Annotated in this window: 12 protein-coding genes, 2 tRNA genes and 1 pseudogene; 3 read left to right on the top strand and 12 right to left on the bottom strand. The window is 73.8% G+C overall.

Translation table 11 applies throughout. The annotated features are described in order from the left end of the window. Positions 1–174 precede the first annotated feature (174 nt). Together C4T42_RS21895 and C4T42_RS21890 are read right to left on the bottom strand one after the other, a co-directional pair. Entirely contained in the window at positions 175–1,050 is an 876-nt protein-coding gene (locus C4T42_RS21895) for a branched-chain amino acid ABC transporter permease (RefSeq protein WP_020095281.1), read from the bottom strand. Between the two features lie 18 nt (positions 1,051–1,068). Next, positions 1,069–2,328 carry an ABC transporter substrate-binding protein gene (locus tag C4T42_RS21890; RefSeq protein ID WP_042674494.1) on the bottom strand — a complete coding sequence of 420 codons (1,260 nt, stop codon included), beginning with the start codon at positions 2,326–2,328 and terminating at the stop codon, positions 1,069–1,071. A gap of 325 nt (positions 2,329–2,653) precedes the next feature. Between C4T42_RS21890 and C4T42_RS21885 the strand changes: the two genes are divergently transcribed. Further along, positions 2,654–3,679, top strand: a complete 1,026-nt coding sequence (locus tag C4T42_RS21885; RefSeq protein WP_042674492.1) for a cyclase family protein — start codon at positions 2,654–2,656, stop codon at positions 3,677–3,679. A 43-nt stretch (positions 3,680–3,722) separates the two neighbouring features. On the opposite strand, the gene C4T42_RS21880 is transcribed toward C4T42_RS21885, so the two are convergent. The 6 genes from C4T42_RS21880 to C4T42_RS21850 all read right to left on the bottom strand — a co-directional run bounded on the left by C4T42_RS21880 (position 3,723) and on the right by C4T42_RS21850 (position 9,763). Continuing rightward, on the bottom strand, positions 3,723–5,708 hold the full coding sequence (locus C4T42_RS21880) for an SDR family NAD(P)-dependent oxidoreductase (protein WP_020096436.1): 1,986 nt from the start codon (positions 5,706–5,708) through the stop codon (positions 3,723–3,725). A gap of 171 nt (positions 5,709–5,879) precedes the next feature. Next, a complete protein-coding gene (locus C4T42_RS21870) occupies positions 5,880–6,731 on the bottom strand; it encodes a DUF1206 domain-containing protein (protein WP_103985871.1) in 852 nt (283 codons plus the stop codon). 120 nt (positions 6,732–6,851) lie between these two features. After that, a complete protein-coding gene (locus tag C4T42_RS21865; RefSeq protein ID WP_020096438.1) occupies positions 6,852–7,193 on the bottom strand; it encodes a hypothetical protein in 342 nt (113 codons plus the stop codon). 47 nt (positions 7,194–7,240) lie between these two features. Then, entirely contained in the window at positions 7,241–7,804 is a 564-nt protein-coding gene (locus tag C4T42_RS21860; RefSeq protein ID WP_103985870.1) for a Uma2 family endonuclease, read from the bottom strand. A gap of 172 nt (positions 7,805–7,976) precedes the next feature. After that, positions 7,977–9,206 (bottom strand): M23 family metallopeptidase, encoded by a 1,230-nt coding sequence (locus C4T42_RS21855; RefSeq protein WP_042674489.1) that lies wholly within the window; start codon positions 9,204–9,206, stop codon positions 7,977–7,979. 89 nt (positions 9,207–9,295) lie between these two features. Next, positions 9,296–9,763: a peroxiredoxin gene (locus C4T42_RS21850; protein ID WP_012318789.1), complete on the bottom strand. Its 468-nt coding sequence runs from the start codon at positions 9,761–9,763 to the stop codon at positions 9,296–9,298. A gap of 252 nt (positions 9,764–10,015) precedes the next feature. On the opposite strand from C4T42_RS21850, the gene C4T42_RS21845 reads away from it, so the two are divergent. Further along, positions 10,016–13,396, top strand: coding sequence for a DUF3971 domain-containing protein (locus C4T42_RS21845; protein ID WP_103985869.1), 3,381 nt, complete (start codon positions 10,016–10,018; stop codon positions 13,394–13,396). Positions 13,397–13,430: 34 nt separating this feature from the next. Here C4T42_RS21845 and C4T42_RS21840 read toward each other — a convergent pair whose 3' ends face one another. The 3 genes from C4T42_RS21840 to C4T42_RS32030 form a co-directional block, all read right to left on the bottom strand. Continuing rightward, a complete protein-coding gene (locus C4T42_RS21840) occupies positions 13,431–15,035 on the bottom strand; it encodes a TROVE domain-containing protein (protein ID WP_042670081.1) in 1,605 nt (534 codons plus the stop codon). A 224-nt stretch (positions 15,036–15,259) separates the two neighbouring features. After that, a tRNA-OTHER gene (locus C4T42_RS32035) sits at positions 15,260–15,391 on the bottom strand. Further along, positions 15,392–15,458 (bottom strand) — tRNA-OTHER (locus tag C4T42_RS32030). It abuts the tRNA gene before it with no gap. Positions 15,459–16,061: 603 nt separating this feature from the next. Between C4T42_RS32030 and C4T42_RS21835 the strand changes: the two genes are divergently transcribed. Then, the gene (locus C4T42_RS21835; protein ID WP_020096444.1) at positions 16,062–16,355 is read left to right on the top strand and encodes a helix-turn-helix transcriptional regulator; all 294 of its coding nucleotides are present in this window, start codon (positions 16,062–16,064) and stop codon (positions 16,353–16,355) included. Positions 16,356–16,380: 25 nt separating this feature from the next. Here C4T42_RS21835 and C4T42_RS21830 read toward each other — a convergent pair. Continuing rightward, a pseudogene (locus tag C4T42_RS21830) lies at positions 16,381–16,665 on the bottom strand (ferredoxin--NADP reductase); the annotation flags it as partial.

Here is a 16,665-nt window from a genome sequence, read left to right as displayed (position 1 = left end):
TCGTTCGGCGCAGAGGCCTTTCCCACCCACGCCCCTCATCCTGAGGTGCCGCGCCAGCGGCCTCGAAGGAGGCCTCAAGGGATCGCGCGGCCGGCTGGAGGGCTCCTTCGAGGCGGCTTCGCCGCACCTCAGGATGAGGGCGCGGGCTGGACACCCGGGGTGCAAAAAGAACCATCACCGCCGCCCCAGCAGACCTTGCGGGCGCAGGTACATGACGGCGACCAGCAGGAGCAGCGCCGGGATCACCCGGTAGGCCGGCGAGATCAGGTAGGCGGTGGCGGTCTCGAGGTAGCCCACCACGTAGGCGGCGATCAGCGAGCCGGTGACGCTCCCGAGGCCCCCGAGCACCACGATCGAGAAGGCGCTCGCGGTGAGCGGCCCCACCGAGTACGACGACACCCCGAGGAACATCCCGAGCAGCACCCCGGCGGTGCCGGCGAGCAGGCCGTAGATCGCCCAGACCGCCACGTAGATCTTGCCCATGTCGTGGCCGAGCAGCGTGACGCCCCGCGGATTCATGGAGGCGGCGAGCAGGACCTTGCCGGCCCGCGCCCGGTTCACGAACAGCCAGAGCAGGCCGATCACCACCCAGCAGATCACCGCGGTGAAGACCTGGTTCCTCGGCGTCCGCACCCCGGCGATCTCGAAGACGCCCTCGACGATCGGCAGCACGGTCTTCGGGTTATCGGTGAAGAAGTAGGCCACCAGCTCCTGGATCATGATCCCCCAGAGCAGCGTCCCCGTGAGCACGAAGATCTCCTTCTCCTCCCGCGGGATGGCCCGGCTGCGCTCGATCGGCGCGACCACCGCGAAGTAGGTGACGAGTGCGCCCGCGAGCCCGCACAGGATGCCGATCACCGCGCCCGCGTAGGAGCCGAGCCCGAACAGCGCCGAGGCCGCCCAGGCCGCCACCGCGGCCATGACCATCAGGGCGCCGTGGGTCAGGTTGAGGACGCCCGAGACCCCGAAGATCAGGGTGAAGCCCATCGCGCCGAGCGCGTAGAGGGACGAGATCGCGAAACCGTCGACGAGGATCTGGAGGCCGATCATCGCGCTCTCCCCGCCCGGTTACCGTCCCGCCGCCTTCACCGCAGGGGGCAGGATCATGGTCCCGTTGGCGGTGGTGGCCGGCCAGATCGCCACCTGCTTGCCGTTCTGCCACTGCCCGAGGACGCTGGTCATCAGGCCGGGCCCGTACTGGATCGAGTGCGTGAACGGCTCGTCCTTGCCGTAGAATTTCAGGCGCCCGACGGTGCCGACGTAGTCGGTCTTCTCCAGGGCGTCGACGAGCTTGTCGGCCTCCGTGGAGCCCGCCCGCTTGACCGCCTCCGCCGCGTAGTGCGTGGCGTCGTACGCCATGTAGCCCGCGTAGGACGGCGCGCCGCCGAAGCGCTTGGTGAAGGCCTCGGCGAACGGGATCGTCTTCTCGGTGAGCGCCACGCCCGGCACCGCCACGCTGTCGAACAGCACGCCCTGCGTGCCGCCGTTGGTGTTGGCCCAGAAGGTCGAGGAGGTCGCCTGGCCGCTGATCCCCGTCATGGCGATCGGCACCTGCTGGTTCTGCCACTGCACGGTCGGCTGCACGCCGACATGGGCGATGCCGGTGACGATCAGGTCGGGCTTGGCCGCCTCGATCTTGTTGTAGATCGGCGTGAAGTCGCCTGTGTCCGGCGAGAAGCGGACGTGCTCGACCACCTTGAGCCCGGATTTCGGCAGGCATTCCTGGTAGGCGGCGTCCAGCGGCCGGGTCCAGGCCGCGTCCTCGCTCATGATCGCGGCGGTCTTGGCCTTGAGCTTCTCGACCAGCACCTCCTTGGCCGAGTCGCACACCGCCTGCGCCAGGGCGTGCGAGGTCAGGTAGCCGTGGAAGGTGTACTTGTTGCGCGCGTAGTCCTTGTGGACCGCGACGCTGATCTCGTTCGAGGCCGCGCCGGGCGTGATCATCGGCGTCTTGAGCCGGGCCGCCCAGGGCATCAGCGCCAGCACGACCTCCGAGATGTAGCTGGCGATGACGAGGTTGACCTTGTCCTCGGAGACCGCCCGCTGGAAGGCGCGGACCGCGTCGGAGGCCGAGGACTTGTCGTCGTAGGTGACGACCTGGATCTGGCGGCCATCGACGCCGCCCTGGGCGTTGATCTCGTCGGCGGCGAGCTGGACCGCCTGCGGGATCGAGGCCCCGGCCACCGACTGCGCCTCGGCGATCACCCCGATCTTGATCGGGTCCGCGGCCCGGACGGGCCCGGCGGCGACCAGCCCCGCGGCGATCAGGGCGGGCAGCGTGCGCCGAATCGGGGCAACCCGGGCGGCGGCGCGCACGGTCTCGGACATCGGCGTTCCCTCATCCCAGTGCCCGAATTTTATATTCGCGGGCTTGGCCCGGACTGTACCCGGGCTCCGACGGATCACAAGGGGCCGGTCGGGACCGGCCGGTGACGTTTGCACCGAGTCGTTTTCCGCCCGGGGTATCGCCGCGCGCCGCCGCATCCTAGGCTCGCCGCGGCCCTGCGAAGCGCGGGCCCGGCGGCCTCGAAGAAGGGCACGGTCCGGTGAGGAACGCACGCTCGGCCGCGGCCGGGGTTCGCCCCGGACCGCGGCCCCGGAGCCTCGGGAAGCGGTCCGCTCCGCGGCCGGCACGGGCAGGGGAACCACAGGCATGACCCTGCGCTGGACGCGGCGGCCCGAGGGCTCGACCTGGGGGGATTTCGGCCCCGACGACGAGCTGGGCCGGCTGAACCTGCTCACCCCCGAGAAGGTGCTGCAGGGGGTCGCCGAGGTGCGCGAAGGGCTGACCTTCTGTCTGAGCCTGCCGCTGGACCTGCCGGGCGGCAACGTCCTGAACCCGCGCCGCCACCCGCCGCAGATCACCCCGACGCGGCGCGCCAACGGCCGGCCGAACATGAACTTCCCGGTCTGCGAGGAGGTCGACGGCGCCACCGACGTGATCTGCGACGACCGCGCGCTGATCCACCTGCAATACTCGACGCAGTGGGACTCGCTAGCCCATGTCGGCTCGCTGTTCGACGCGGACGGGGCGGGCGCCGCGCCGACCTTCTACAACGGGTTCCGCGGCGGCCGCGACATCGTCGGGCCGAGCGCGCCGGAGGCGGCGGATGAGCCGTCCCGGGCGAAGCGCCTCGGGATCGAGCGCCTCGCCGAGACCGGCATGCAGGGCCGGGCCGTGATGATCGACCTGCGCGCCCATCTCGGCGACGCCAGGACACGCGTCGGCTACGACCAGCTCGCCCGGATCCTGGAGGCCGACGGCGTCGTGGTGGAGCCGGGCGACATGGTCTGCCTGCACACGGGCTTCGCCGAGCGGCTGATCGCCATGGGCGGCGCGCCGGACCCGAAGCTCGTCCACACCCTCTGCGCCGGCCTCGACGGGCGCGACCCGCGCCTCCTCGACTGGATCACCCGCACCGGGCTCTGCGCGCTGATCGCCGACAACTACGCGGTGGAGGCCTACCCGGCTGGCCCCGGCCCCGCCTGCTGCGCGACGCTGCCGCTCCACGAGCACTGCCTGTTCAAGCTCGGGGTCAATCTCGGCGAGCTGTGGCACCTGACGCCGCTGGCCGACTGGCTGCGGGCCCGCGGCCGCAGCCGCTTCCTGCTCACCGCCCCGCCGCTGCGCCTGCCCGGCGCCGTCGGCTCGCCGACGACGCCGATCGCCACGGTGTGACGATCGGGAACGGCCCCGCGGCGCGCTCCCGGGGTCGCCCGGATCAGCCGAGGGCGGCGGGTGCGGCGGCGCGCGGCGGGTCGCCGACCGGCTCCGCGGCGTCCTGGGGCGGCCCGGGGCGGAGGACGGCGCGCTCCCGGAAATGCGGGATGGCCGCCTCGAACACGGCCTCGGCGGCCGCCCGGTCGCCGGCCGCCACGGCGTCGCGCAGCCGCGCCACCCAGGCGTCGAGCCGGTCCCGATCGGCGAAGACCGGCCGCGCCGCCATCACCCCGTCGATGCCCGGCAGGGCGATCCGGGGCTCCTCGCGGGCGAACAGGATCTCGTTGAGCCGCTCGCCGGGCCGGGCGCCGGTATAGGCGATCTCGATCTCGGTGCCGGGCTCGAAGCCGGCCAGCCGGATCATCCGCTCGGCGAGGTCGGCGATCCGCACCGGCTGCCCCATCTTGAGCACGTAGACCGCGGCGCGCTCCGCGCCCGCCCGGGCCTCGCCGTCGGCGTGGGAGGCGGCCGTCAGCACGAGGTCGCAGGCCTCGCGCACGGTCATGAAGTAGCGGACCATGTCCGGGTGGGTGACGGTGACCGGGCCGCCCCGGGCGATCTGCGCCTTGAAGACCGGCACGACCGAGCCCACGGAGCCCAGCACGTTGCCGAACCGCACGGCGATCAGCCGGGTCGGGTGGTCCGGCCGCGCCGACTGCGCGGCGTCGAGGGCCTGGGCGACCATCTCGGCGAAGCGCTTCGTGACCCCGAGCTGCGAGACCGGCTCGATCGCCTTGTCGGTGGAGATCATCACGAGCGCCCGCGCGCCCGCCGCCACCGCCGCCTCGGCGACGTTGATCGAGCCGAACACGTTGGTCTTGATGCCCTCCTGCCAGTCCCGCTCCAGGTAGGGCACCTGCTTCAGCGCGGCGGCGTGGAGCACGTAGTCGGGCCGGAACGCCGCGATCACCGCGTGCGTCCGCTCACGGTCGCGGATATCGGCCAGCACCCCCGTCACGGCGGTCTCGGCGGCCAGGATCGCGGGGTGGCTGAGGATGCCGTGGAGCGCCGGCTCGGAGGATTCGAGCACCAGCACGGCGGCGGCCCCGAAGGCCACGGCCCGCAGGCAGATCTCCGAGCCGATCGACCCGCCGCCGCCGGTCACCACGACCCGGCGGCCGGCGAGGAACGCCTCCAGACGCGGCCGGTCGATGGCGACGGTCGGCCGCAGCAGCAGGTCCTCGATCTCCAGCGGCGCCAGTTCCGGACCCTGCACGCCCTCACCGAGGCCGACGACCCGAGCGAGGGGCAGGCCGAGGCGCCGGGCGCGGGCGATCAGGTCGTCCGGCGCCGCCTCCGGCACGAGGGCGCTCGGGGCGGCCACGAGCCGCCGCACCGGCTCGCCGCGGGCGGCGAGGTCGGCGACCACGCGCTCGAGATCCGGGAAGCCGCCGAGCACCGGCACGCCGCGCATGAACTGGCCGCGCTCGTCCGCTCGGGGCGACAGGATGCCCCGCGGCGCGAGCTTCCGCACCGAGCCCGCCTCGATGGCGCGGATCAGCACGTCCATGTCGGCGCCGCGCCCGAGGAGCAGGGTCGGGACGGTGGCGGCCCGCGCGCTCGACTGCCGGGAGCGGGTGTCTTTCAGGTAGCGGAACGCCAGGCGCGTGCCGCCCAGGAAGAAGATCTGCAGCACCCAGTAGAGCAGGATCGCGATCTTGCCGAAGAAGTAGAATCCGTAGAGGTCGGACGAGACCAGCACCCAGTCGATCACCAGGAGCGCCAGGGCCAGGACGCTGGCCGCCCGGACGATGCCGGCGAGGTCCTGCAACGAGGCGAAGCGCCACTTGGTCCGGTAGAGCCGGAAGCGGCCGTAGACGAGGCCGGCGAGGACGAGGAACGGCGGCAGCAGCAGGGGCAGGGCGTGCAGACGCTCGGCCAGCATGCCGCCCTGGAAGCGGAACAGGAAGGTGAGCACCACGGCGGCAGCGGTCGCCGCGAGGTCGTGGGTCACCATCACCGCGGTCTTGTAGAGGCGCTGCTGCATCGGGAGCCGGATGGGATGCCGCGGGGTATCCGCCGCGGCACCGGCCCTGTCAACGCGGCCCGCCCAGGGCCGGAGCCGGGGCCGGAGCCGGGGCCGGAGCCGGGGCCGGAGCCGGGGCCGGAGCCGGGGCCGGAGCCGGGGCCGGAGCCGGGGCCGGAGGCGGCGCCGGCCTCAGCCCAGCGCCCGGGCCGCCGCACCGGCCGCGTCGTCCACCCGGTCGATGTCGGGGGCGTCGATGAGCCGGTAGCGGGCCTGGATCAGCCCGAAGGCCCCGAAGGCGGCGTGGCCGGCCGCCACGAGCCCGAGGAGGATCCAGCCGTAGGGTTGTGCGCGCAGCAGCGCGAAGGCCTCGGCCAGACCCTTGGCATCCGAGGAGCGCTGGTGCCACGCGGCGGCCACGAGGAACCCGCCGATGATCAGGAAGGCGAGGCCCCGCGCCGCGTAGCCGAAGCGGCCGATCGGGCCGGCCCAGCGGTCCCGGGCCCGGGCGTCGAGGGCGAGCCGGTCGGTGACGTCCCCGCGCCACGCCTTGCCGAGGAAGCCGAACCCGCCGCCGACGACCGCGAGGCCGACGAGGGCCACGAGCCAGCGGCCGAAGGGCTTGCTCAGGAGCCACGCGGTGCCGTCATGCACGCCGTCGCCGCCGCTCATGCCCAGGCCGAGGCTGAGCGAGGCCGCGCTGGCGGCGAGCCCGAGATAGAGCCCGGCGCTGATCAGGTGGGCACCGCGCACCGCGAGGCCCTTGGCGGAAGTGCCCCGCCGGTCGGCATCGGTGATGCCCTCGACGAGGCGCCAGAGGGCGAAGCCAGCGAGGCCGAGGGCGATCAGGCCGACGACGGCCGCGCCGAACGGCCCGGCCATGACGGCGCGGAGCGCGTCCTTGCTGTCGCCGGCCTGGCCGCCATGCCCCAGGGCCGCCAGCAGGGCCAGGGCGCCGACCACGATGTAGACCACGCCGCGGGCGCCGTAGCCGAAGCGGGCGATGCGCTCGATCGCGTTGCGGCCGCCGGGAAGGGTCCTCATCGGCGGGACCCGGCTTCGGGGAATCGGGTGTCGGGCACGGGCGGCATCCTGTGGAGCGGGAGCGTTCAACGCCCGGCGGCGCGCACCCGATCCGTTGCCGGCACAACCTCCGTGGCCGCCCTACATGGGCGTCCGGTCGGCGCGGCCGGTGAGCGCCACGTAGAAGCCGAGCCCGTCCTGGGCCGGCAGGGTCTGCAGGCGCTCGATCAGGCCGCGGCGCTTCGCGTCGAGGAGCAGGCGCCCGGCCGGCTGGAACAGGGTCTCGCCGCCGCCCTCCGGGGGCGGATCGAGCCGGATCGCCACGGTCTTGCCCTTGGCGAAGCGGCTGCGCTCCAGCATGTCCTTGAGCGAGGCCTCGGCGGTCGCCCGGTTGGTGCCGCGCAGGTCGAGCACCGACTCGGCGTCGGTCACGCCGAGGGAGCCGCGCAGCTTGGCCGCGTAGAAATCTTCGAAATGGGGCAAGTCGGTGCCTTGATGCTTCGCCGTTCGATCAGGTGGGGTGCGGCCGCTCAGAAGGCGAGACCGCGGTAGAGGTCGCGCACCGGCACGGCGCCGTCGAGCTCCGGCAGCGACACGGTGCCGTCGAGACCGAGGGCCGCGACGCTCCAGTCGTCGCCCGCGCGTCGCCAGACCTCGACCCGCGCCTCGTCGGAATAGACGATCAGCAGGACCGCGAGGCTCGGCACGGTCCGGTAGAAGTCGATCTTCCGACCGCGGTCGAGACTCATGGTCGAGGGCGAGAGCACCTCGGCGACGAGGAGCGGGTCGGCGGCGTAGCCCTCCGGCAGCGGCGGCCCGCACCGCACCACCACGTCGGGGATCGGGGCGAAATCGTCCATCGCGGCGCTGAGGATCGCCAGACCCGGCATGGCGCGGCAGCCTCGCGGCTCCGCCAGGGCGTCGAGGCGTCCCGCCAGGTTCATGACGATTCGCTGATGCCGCTCCCGCGGCGGCGCCATGAGCGCGGGCTCGCCGTCGAGCAGCTCCCAGCGCTCGTGCGCGGGCCGGCCCTCCACCCAGAGCCTGAACTCGGACACATCCATCCGCGCGTCGCGCTTCGCGGCCAGAGCCATCGCCGATCCCCACCTCGGCCGGATCGTAGCACCGGGCCGGCCGCCCGCAACAGGTCCGGCCCGGAAGGCCATCCCCGCGCGGGCGTCACGGCCGATGCCAGGCCGGCCTCCCTCGGGGACTCGGAGGCCGGCACAGGGCGACCGGCACAGGGCGACCGGCGCAGCGACGGACTCAGTCGGCGCCGGGTCCGGCCGCCGCGACGGTGGCGCCGGCCTCCAGGAAGCGCTGCGGATCCACCGGCTCGCCGTCGATGCGGGTCTCGTAGTGGAGATGCGCCCCGGTGGAGCGCCCCGTCGAGCCGACGGCGCCGACCGCGTCGCCCGCGGCCACGCGCTGCCCGGGGCGGACCGCGATGCGGGCGAGGTGGCCGAACCGCGTGGTGACGCCGTGGCCGTGGTCGATCTCGACCATGTTGCCGTAGCCGCCCGCGGCCTCGGCGGCGATCACCCGGCCCGGCGCGGTGGCGCGGGCGGGCTCGCCGTACTCCGCCTTCAGGTCCAGCCCGGTATGGAGGGCGAGGCCGCGGGTGAAGGGGTCGAGGCGCGTGCCGAACGGGCTCGACACGGTCGCGCCTCCCCGGATCGGGCGGGCCAGGGGCAGGGTGGCGGCGAGCCGGCGCAGGCGCTCGCCGTCGTCGAGCGCGCGCCGGGCCAGGGCGAGGCCCTCCGCGAAGCCGGTTCCGTCCAGGGCGCGGCCGTCGAGGGGCACGAACGGTCCGCCCAGCCCGGCGGCCGGCGCGGCCGCGCCGGTGCGGTCGGGATCGAGGCGGTCGGGGTCGAGACCGGTGCGGCCGATCAGCCCGCGCAGCCGCCGCACCGCGTCCCCGGCCCGGGCGGCCAGCCCGGCGAGGCGCTCGCCCTGGGCCGCCTGCAGGCCGTCGAGCCGGGCCTCCAGCCGGATCAGGCCGGTCTCGGCCTCGCGCGCGCCGCGGCGGGGCAGGGGATCGCGGGCGGAGCGCGGCGCCGGAGCCGCACCCTCAGTCGGACGCAGGAAGAGATCGTCGTAGCTCCCACCGGGCGCAGCGCCGGGCCGCCCGGGCAGGGCGCCGGTCGTGGACGGCTCGGGTAGGGCCTGCCGCTCCAGGTCTGCGAGGGCGGCCGTGCGCCGCTCCAGCTCGGCCTGGCGCTCCAGGGCGGCCGCAACCCGGTCGGCCAGACCCGCCTCGCTCCCCGCCCGGTCGCTCCGGTCGCGGTCGAGGCGGTCCTGGAGCTCGCCGATGCGCGCCTCGTAGGCGTCGCGCAGGGCGGCCTGCCTGGCCACGAACCCGGCGAGCACCTCGTCGTGGAACACGATCAGGCAGGAGGCCCCGAGCGCCCAGGCCACCGCCAGGGCGAGGCCGGCGGCGAGCCAGGGAGCTGGCCGGTGCGGCCTGAGACGCGCGGGGAACTTCGGAAGCTGCATCGGGACGGCACCGGAGGAGCCGCCATTCAGGCCTCAGTAGGGTTAAGGATCCGTCGCGCGCCGGGCGTCAGGGGGACGTCAAGGGGACGTCAGGGCAGGGCGCGCGCGGCCGCCAGGACGGCCTCGGCGTGGCCGGGCACCTTCACCTTCGGCCAGATCCTGGCGACGCGCCCTTCCCGGTCGACCAGGACGGTGGTGCGCTCCACGCCCATGTACTTGCGCCCGTACATGCTCTTCTCGACCCAGACGCCGTAGGCCTCGAGCACGGTCTTGTCCTCGTCGGCGGCGAGCGGGAAGGTCAGCCCGTACTTGCCGCAGAACTTGTCGTGGCTCTTCACCGGGTCCGGCGACAGGCCGACGACCTTGGCGTCCGCTTCCGCGAAGGCCGGCAGCAGGCCGTTGAAGTCCTGCGCCTCCAGCGTGCATCCGCTCGTGTCGTCCTTCGGGTAGAAGTAGAGCACGACTTTGTGACCGCGGAGCGCGGACAGTCCGACACGCCCTCCGCCCGAGGCGGGAAGGTCGAAATCGGGGGCGGGATCCCCCTCTGACAGCGGCATCGTGCCTTCCTTTCGGCCGATTGATGATGTGCAACCGATCTCGTGCGCGGGCTCGAGCGATGGCACCGCGCACGTCCGAGCCAAGCCCGGAGTCGCGGCCGCTGTAAAGCGCGGGTGCGCTTCGATCCACCGGCCGCGGAGCCCGAGGGCGCCGCGCGCAGAGACCCCGGAACAAAGGTCCCGATGGCGGACGAGACAACGCCGGCATGCAGGCCTCGGGGGAAGGCGCGACGCGTCGGCGGCGTCTGCCTCGTGAGCGCCCTCGCGCTGGTGCTGCTCGTCGGCGCCGGTGTCGGCCTCGTGGCCCTGCGCCTGTCGAACGGGCCGCTCCAGATCGACGGCCTGTCGCGCCGCGTCGCCGCCGCCGTGGCCGAGAGGATCGGGCCCGGCTGGAGCATCGGGCTGCGCGGCAGCAGCCTCGAGCTCGACCGCGAGAACGCGCTCAGCCTGCGCTTCTCCGGCCTCGACATTCGCAACCCGCAGGGCGACCTCGTGGTGCGCGCCCCCCTGGCGCTCGTCAGCCTCGACCCCTGGGGGCTCCTGCGGCTCAACCTGCAGCCGCGCTCGATCGAGTTCCGCGAGACGCAGACCACCGCGCTGCTGCACCGGGACGGCTCCATCGCCTTCGCGGCCTCGGAGGCCAACCACCCGGTCGACGTCGCGCCGCACACGCCGCCGAGCGTGGACGGGGTGCGCGGCACCGTCTCGCCGCTCTCGGCCGCGATCGCGTCGATCTTCGGGGTCGTCCTCGATCCGGGCGGCGTGGTCGGCGCCCTCGACCGCGCGCGCGTCACCGACGCGCGGCTGCGGCTGATCGACGAGGACGGCCGCGAGCGCGCGGTCTTCGCGCGGGTCAACGGCCTGTTCGGGCGCGACCCGGTCAACGGCACCCGGAACTTCGAATTGCGGCTCGACGGGCCGCACGGCGAGTGGCGCTTCGGCGGCACGCTGCGCGACGGCGCGGACGGGCAGGAGCGCTCGGGCGTCATCACCCTCGACGACCTGCCGGTCACGGATCTCCTGTTGCTCTCGGGCCAGTCCGGCCTGCCGCTGACCACGGACCTGAAGGTCTCGGCCCGCGCCGACGTGAGCCTGACGGCCGGCCGCATCCGGACCATGAACGCCAAGCTCCACACCGGCGACGGCACGTTCCTGATCGAGGAGAAGGACTTCAACCCGGTCACGGTCGAGAGCCTCGACGCCTCCCTGGACTGGGACGAGGCCAACCGCGTGATGTCGCTGACCGGCCTGGACTATCGCGGGGCCGGCAACGCCGTGCACCTCGCGGGGACGTGGACGGGCAGCCCCGCGGGGGCGAGCACGAGCTGGACCGCGACGCTGGCGAGCCGCGACGCCACCTTACGCGGGGCGACCCCGCAGGACGCGCCGGTGAAGATCGACGCCCTGGACGCGCAGCTCTCCGGCCGCGACGGCGGGATCTCCATCGACGCGCTGACCCTGTCGGGGCCCGGCGTGAAGGGCGCCATCACCGGGACGATCGGCACGAGCGCCGACGACGGCGGCCTGACCCTGCACCTCGCCGGCCACGACGGCGAGGTCCGTACCGGGCTGCGGCTCTGGCCGGAGCACATCGCGCCGCCGGCCCGCACCTACCTGGTGGACCAGCTCCGGCGCGGCCGGGTCGATTCCGTCGACATCAAGGTGAAGATGTCCGGGGCGGTCCTGGCGGCCGCCACCCGGGGCGACCCCGCCCCGGACGACGCGGTCCACATCGACTTCCACGTCTCGGACGCTGCCATCGACGTCACCGCCGATTCCCCGCCGGTGACCAAGGGCAACGTCGTCGGCGTGATCACCGGGCGCTCGACCACGGTGCGCAACGTGACCGCCGAGGTCCACGGGCCGGACGGGCGCGGGCTCGCCATCTCGGACGGCAGCTTCGTCATCCCGCAGATCACCCCGGACCGGGTCGTGGCCCAGATCGGGATGCGGCTCTCCGGCGGCGCCGACGGCATGGCCTCCGTGCTCCAGGCCAAGCTGTTCAAGAGCGTGATGAGCGTCGACCTCGACCCCGCCACGATCAAGGGCAGCGCCGACCTGCGCGTCGACTTCCCCCTCGACCTCAAGCACATCCCCGACCTGCCGGACCTGCCGGTGACGCTGACCGGCTCGCTGGCCGACCTCGCGGTCGACAAGGTGATGGGCCGGGACCGGCTCGAGTCGGGCCGGTTCAACCTCGTCTACGACCGGGGCGCCTTCACGCTGAAGGGCGACGGCCGGGTCGCGGGCGCGCCCATGTCGGTCGACCTGCGCCAGCCGAAGGTCGGGCAGCCCGGCGAGGCGGTGGTCAACGTGTCGCTCGACGAGGCGGTCCGCGGCCGCAAGGGCCTGCCGACCGCGCCGCAGCTCACCGGGACGATCCCGGTCCGCGCGGTGGTGCAGATCGGCCGGCCGGGATCCGGCAAGCCGCCGATCCGGGTCGAGGCGGATCTGGCGAAGGCCGGGATCGACGGGCTGATCCCGGGGCTGACCAAGCCGCCGGGCAAGCCCGGGCGGCTGACCTTCACCCTCGTCGACAGCGGCCAGACCTTCGACCTGCGCGACTTCGCCCTCGACGCGGCCCCGGCGAGCGCGCGCGGCACCGTCTCGATCACCCAGGAGGGCGGCCTGGAGCGGGCGGACCTGACCAGCGTCAAGCTCTCCCCCGGCGACGACCTGCGCGTGAGCCTCGACCGGACCGGCGGCGGCTACAAGGTCGTGGTCCGGGGCGCGGTGGCCGACGCCCGGCCGTTCCTGAAATCGCTGGGCGCCCCCGACCCGAAGGGAGGCCGAGAGGCGCGGGACGCGAATCCGAAGGATATCGACGCCGACATCCAGGTGCCCATCGTCACCGGCTTCAACGAGGAGGCGCTGACCGGCGCCAACCTGAAGCTCTCCCTGCACGGGAAGACCCTGCGGGCCGCCAACATCACCGGGCGCTTCCGCGCGGCCCCCTTCGCCGCCACGGTGACCCGCGGCGAGCGCGGCGTGCCGACCCTGTCGGTGGAATCGGCCGATGCCGGCGCGACGCTGCGGTTCGTCGACGTGTACCGGCGGATGTATGGCGGCCGGCTCACGGCCGGGATCGGCCTCAACGACGGCCCGCAATCCGGCGTCGTGCAGATCCGCGACTTCATCCTGCGCAACGAGCCCGCGCTGTCGAGCATCATGGCGCAGGGCCCGGAGCCGTCCGACGCGGAGACGGCCCGCGGCCGACGGGTCGCCCCGGGCCGGGGCGCGGGCGACGTCACCTTCGACCGCATGCGCGCCAATTTCGTGCGCACCGGCACCCGCGTCGACTTCACCGACGCGGCGATCTCGAACGCCGCCATGGGTTTCACCCTGTCGGGCTGGCTCGATACCGGCCGCGAGCGCACCGACATGACCGGCACCTTCGTGCCGCTCTACGGCCTGAACAACGTGGCCTCGCAGCTGCCGCTGCTCGGGCCGCTGCTGGGCGGCGGCCACAACGAGGGCCTGTTCGCGGTCAATTTCCGCGTCTCCGGCAAGCTCGCCTCGCCGGACGTGAGCGTGAACCCGCTCTCGGCGATCGCCCCGGGCTTCCTGCGCAAGCTGTTCAGCGCCGGCGGCGGCCCCTTCGCGGACGGGATGCCGGGCGTCCCGCAGCAATAGGGCGGGCGGCCCGGAAGAGCCGCCCGCCCCTGTCTCACGCGCGGATGAAATCCGCGATCACGGCCGGAGCCGCGGTGTCGAAGCCGACCACGTCGAGCATGCCGGGATCCTCCGGGTCGGCGATGCTGAAGCCGTTGGAGACCAGCCCAACGACCACCAGCTTCGCCGGGATCCCGGTCTTCTCCCGGTACGCCCGCAGCGCCTGGACCGGGTGGACCGGCCCCGCCCAGGTCTCCGAGTCCGTGTAGACCACGAACGCGTCGGCCTTGACGCCCCGCTCCAGCGCCCAGCGCATCGGCAGGGAGCAGTCGGTGGCGCCGAACGGCAGGTCGGCGGTCGCCCGCACCGCCTGATCGAGCCGCGTCGACGGCCCGATCGGCAGCGGCGTCATCGCGGCCCCCTGGCTCCAGGCCCGGCCGGCCTCGGCGGTGAAGCCCAGCACCTGCCAGTGCTCCTCGGTCGCCGCGGTGACGAGCGCCATCGCGGCGGCCGCCTCCCGGGCCGTGAGCGTCGAGCCCGCGACCGTGCTGGCGCCCATCGAGCCCGAGACGTCCAGCGCCAGCACGAGGCGCCGGCCCGTGGGCTCGACCGCGCCGAACGCCGTGTAGAACGCGGCGTTCAGCGCCTCGACGATCGCCGCCACCGGCTCCCAGGCGAGCTTGCCCCGCTGACCGTGCCCGGAGGCGTAGGTCTTGAGGGCCAGCAGCAGCGCCATCGGGTGCAGGCGCGCCCGGAGGATCCGCTCCCGGTCCGACAGGACTGCCCGGACGTGCTCGGTGCCCTCCGAGAAGGGCGCGAGCACCCCCGCGGCCGTCAGGCGGCCGAGCTGGCGCACGAGGGCGCCGACCGGCATCCGCTCGATCAGGGCCTCGTTCACCGCGCGGCTGCCCATCAGCCCGGTCGGCAGCGCCTCCCACGGCAGGCCGTGCGAGCGCACCAGGGCGGCGGCCACCGCCCCGTCGAGGCCCTCCGCCTGCACCCGCGCGAAGGCGTGGACGAGCCCGGGGGCGGCCTCGGTCACGGTGCCGCGGCAGATCCAGTCGAACAGCGCCTTCCGGGCGGGCTCCTCCGTCTCCGGATGGGCCAGCCGCAGGAGGTCGCGGTGCGACCAGCCCTGGCGGGTCCGGTACTTCACCGCCTGGAAGGCCAGGGCCTCCACGGGCTTGGCGCAGTACCAGTCACCGACCGCCCGGCGCAGGCCCCGGCCCCAGCCGCGCATCGCCTCGACGGAGGCGGCGAACTGGAACAGGTGCGTGCCGGTGCGGCAGACCCGCGGCAGGGCCGCGAGCGCCGCGCGCCGGGTCGCGAGGTCCGCCGACGCGGCGGCCAGCGCCAGGGCGAAGATCGCCGGATCCGGCTTCGGAGCCCGGCCGCCCTCGCTCACCGCCACGACGGCGGCGACCGCGCGGGCGCCGTCCTGCGCGATGCACCGCTGCACCGCCGCCGCGTTCTCGGCGGTCAGGGCGCGCGGGCTCGCGTAGTACGAGCCGCCCTCGGAGCCGAGCACCAGGAAGCGGTCGAGCCGCGCCCAGTCGCCGACCGCGAAGGCGTGGCCTCCGGCGGCGTTCGGCACCGTGCCGGGGATCGGCTCCGTCTGCGGGGTGGCGCGGAGCCGGAACATCTGTGCGAGCTTCGTCATGGCGGGCTCCTCTCGGTCTCTCCTCTCTCCATCGCGGCCGATCGCCGGCCGGTGGCGCGTCCCGGCGCGCGCGGTCGGGCGGGGACGCGGCCGCGGCGCGTCGTCCACCGCCGCTCGCGCGCGGCCGGTCTCTCGTATGGTCGGTGGCGGGGTTCCGTCCGGCCGGGCGCGGGCGTGGCGGCGACGAGGGGCTTATCCGATGCTCTGCTTGAGCTACGGGCCTGACGACCCGGCGGGACTCGCACCCGCACCCCTCGGATCCCGATAACCTTCGTCTTCCGGCCCGCGTCCGGGCGATGCGGGCGTGGGGTGAGGAACGGTGTCCGGGCGCTCTATCCGGTCTGAGCTACGGGCCTCGCGGCCCGGCGGGATTCGAACCCGCGACCTCCCTTCGGTGAAGATAACCGTTCCTCTCCGGCCCGCATTGTCGGCCGGGATCCGCGCACGGTCGGCGCCCCGGTCGTCTCGCGGGGCCCTGCGGTCGTGGTGTCGGAGACGGGCATGAGCTCCGGCGACCTCGCGGCCCCCGACGGGGATCGAACCCGCAACCTCCGCGGGACAAGCCCGCGGCGCTCTACCGATGATAACCGTCCCCTGCCGGCCCGCAGGGTCCTCGAGACGCGCTCAGCCTCTCGGGCCGAGAGCCCCGCGATACGACCGTAACGGTCGCATCAGCCCGGAACGGGCGAACGCCGCGACGTCGATGCCGTCGTGCTGTTTCATGCCATGCTCCGTCCGAACGGGGCTTCGGGTGACGCGGGCGTGTCGATGAGGCTCGGGGGGATCCGTGACAGGGATAACCGAGCGTCTCCGGCCCGCGCCGGTGAACTGCGATGGGCTGCCAGCGGCGACCGTTGCGAAGGGAACCGGACTCGTCCGCCGCGGCGCGCGGGCCGCGGATACGAGGAGCGTGCGGTCACTTCAGATCACCGGCCCGGCAGGCCGATGGCGCGGTGGATACGGTCGCGCTCGGCCTGCGTCAACCGAAAACTTGAAAATTCTTTCAGTTCGGGCGATCTCCGGCCCATGATCACTGCCGCTCAGATCCGCGCCGGCCGCGGACTTCTCAAGTGGACGCAAGGGGTTCTCGCGAGCCGCGCCGCGGTCTCCGTCGTCACCCTGAACATGATCGAGAGCGAGCAGGTCCAGCCCCGCAGCCGGACCCTCGCGGCGATCCGCACGGTCCTCGAAGGGGCGGGCATCCGCTTCGTCGGCGACGCGCAGGAGGGCTACGGGGCGATCCTGCGCCCCGCCCCCGCGACCGGGTCCGGAGACGCACCGGCACAGAAAAGCCCGGCACGGCGGACCGCACCGGGCTGAAGCCGAACCGGCCTGCGCGGGTGCGCTATTTCTCGACGAAGGCCTTCTCGATGACGTAGTGGGCGGCCTCGCCGTGGTTGCCCTCCTCGTAGCCGCGGGACGTCAGGAGCTCGCGGGTGTCGCGGATCATGTCGGGGCTGCCGCAGAGCATGAAGCGGTCGTTCTCGATCGCCATCGGCGGCAGGCCGATATCCTCGAACAGCTTGCCCGAGACCATCAGGTCGGTGATCCGGCCGCGGTTGCGGAACGGCTCGCGGGTCACGGTCGGGTAGTAGACCAGCTGGTTCGAGATCATCTCGCCCAGGAACTC

The sequence above is a fragment of the Methylobacterium sp. 190mf genome (assembly GCF_900107945.1).
In the GTDB taxonomy this organism is placed as follows: Bacteria; Pseudomonadota; Alphaproteobacteria; order Rhizobiales; family Beijerinckiaceae; genus Methylobacterium.
This window is presented reverse-complemented; position numbering and strand designations above follow the sequence as displayed.

What these genes read in the sequence shown, in the direction of transcription:
- C4T42_RS21895 (WP_020095281.1), bottom strand. Translation starts at nt 1,050, where the DNA reads ATGATCGGCCTCCAGATCCTCGTCGACGGTTTCGCGATCTCGTCCCTC.
- C4T42_RS21890 (WP_042674494.1), bottom strand. Translation starts at nt 2,328, where the DNA reads ATGTCCGAGACCGTGCGCGCCGCCGCCCGGGTTGCCCCGATTCGGCGC.
- C4T42_RS21885 (WP_042674492.1), top strand. Translation starts at nt 2,654, where the DNA reads ATGACCCTGCGCTGGACGCGGCGGCCCGAGGGCTCGACCTGGGGGGAT.
- C4T42_RS21880 (WP_020096436.1), bottom strand. Translation starts at nt 5,708, where the DNA reads ATGCAGCAGCGCCTCTACAAGACCGCGGTGATGGTGACCCACGACCTC.
- C4T42_RS21870 (WP_103985871.1), bottom strand. Translation starts at nt 6,731, where the DNA reads ATGAGGACCCTTCCCGGCGGCCGCAACGCGATCGAGCGCATCGCCCGC.
- C4T42_RS21860 (WP_103985870.1), bottom strand. Translation starts at nt 7,804, where the DNA reads ATGGCTCTGGCCGCGAAGCGCGACGCGCGGATGGATGTGTCCGAGTTC.
- C4T42_RS21855 (WP_042674489.1), bottom strand. Translation starts at nt 9,206, where the DNA reads ATGCAGCTTCCGAAGTTCCCCGCGCGTCTCAGGCCGCACCGGCCAGCT.
- C4T42_RS21850 (WP_012318789.1), bottom strand. Translation starts at nt 9,763, where the DNA reads ATGCCGCTGTCAGAGGGGGATCCCGCCCCCGATTTCGACCTTCCCGCC.
- C4T42_RS21840 (WP_042670081.1), bottom strand. Translation starts at nt 15,035, where the DNA reads ATGACGAAGCTCGCACAGATGTTCCGGCTCCGCGCCACCCCGCAGACG.
- C4T42_RS21835 (WP_020096444.1), top strand. Translation starts at nt 16,062, where the DNA reads ATGATCACTGCCGCTCAGATCCGCGCCGGCCGCGGACTTCTCAAGTGG.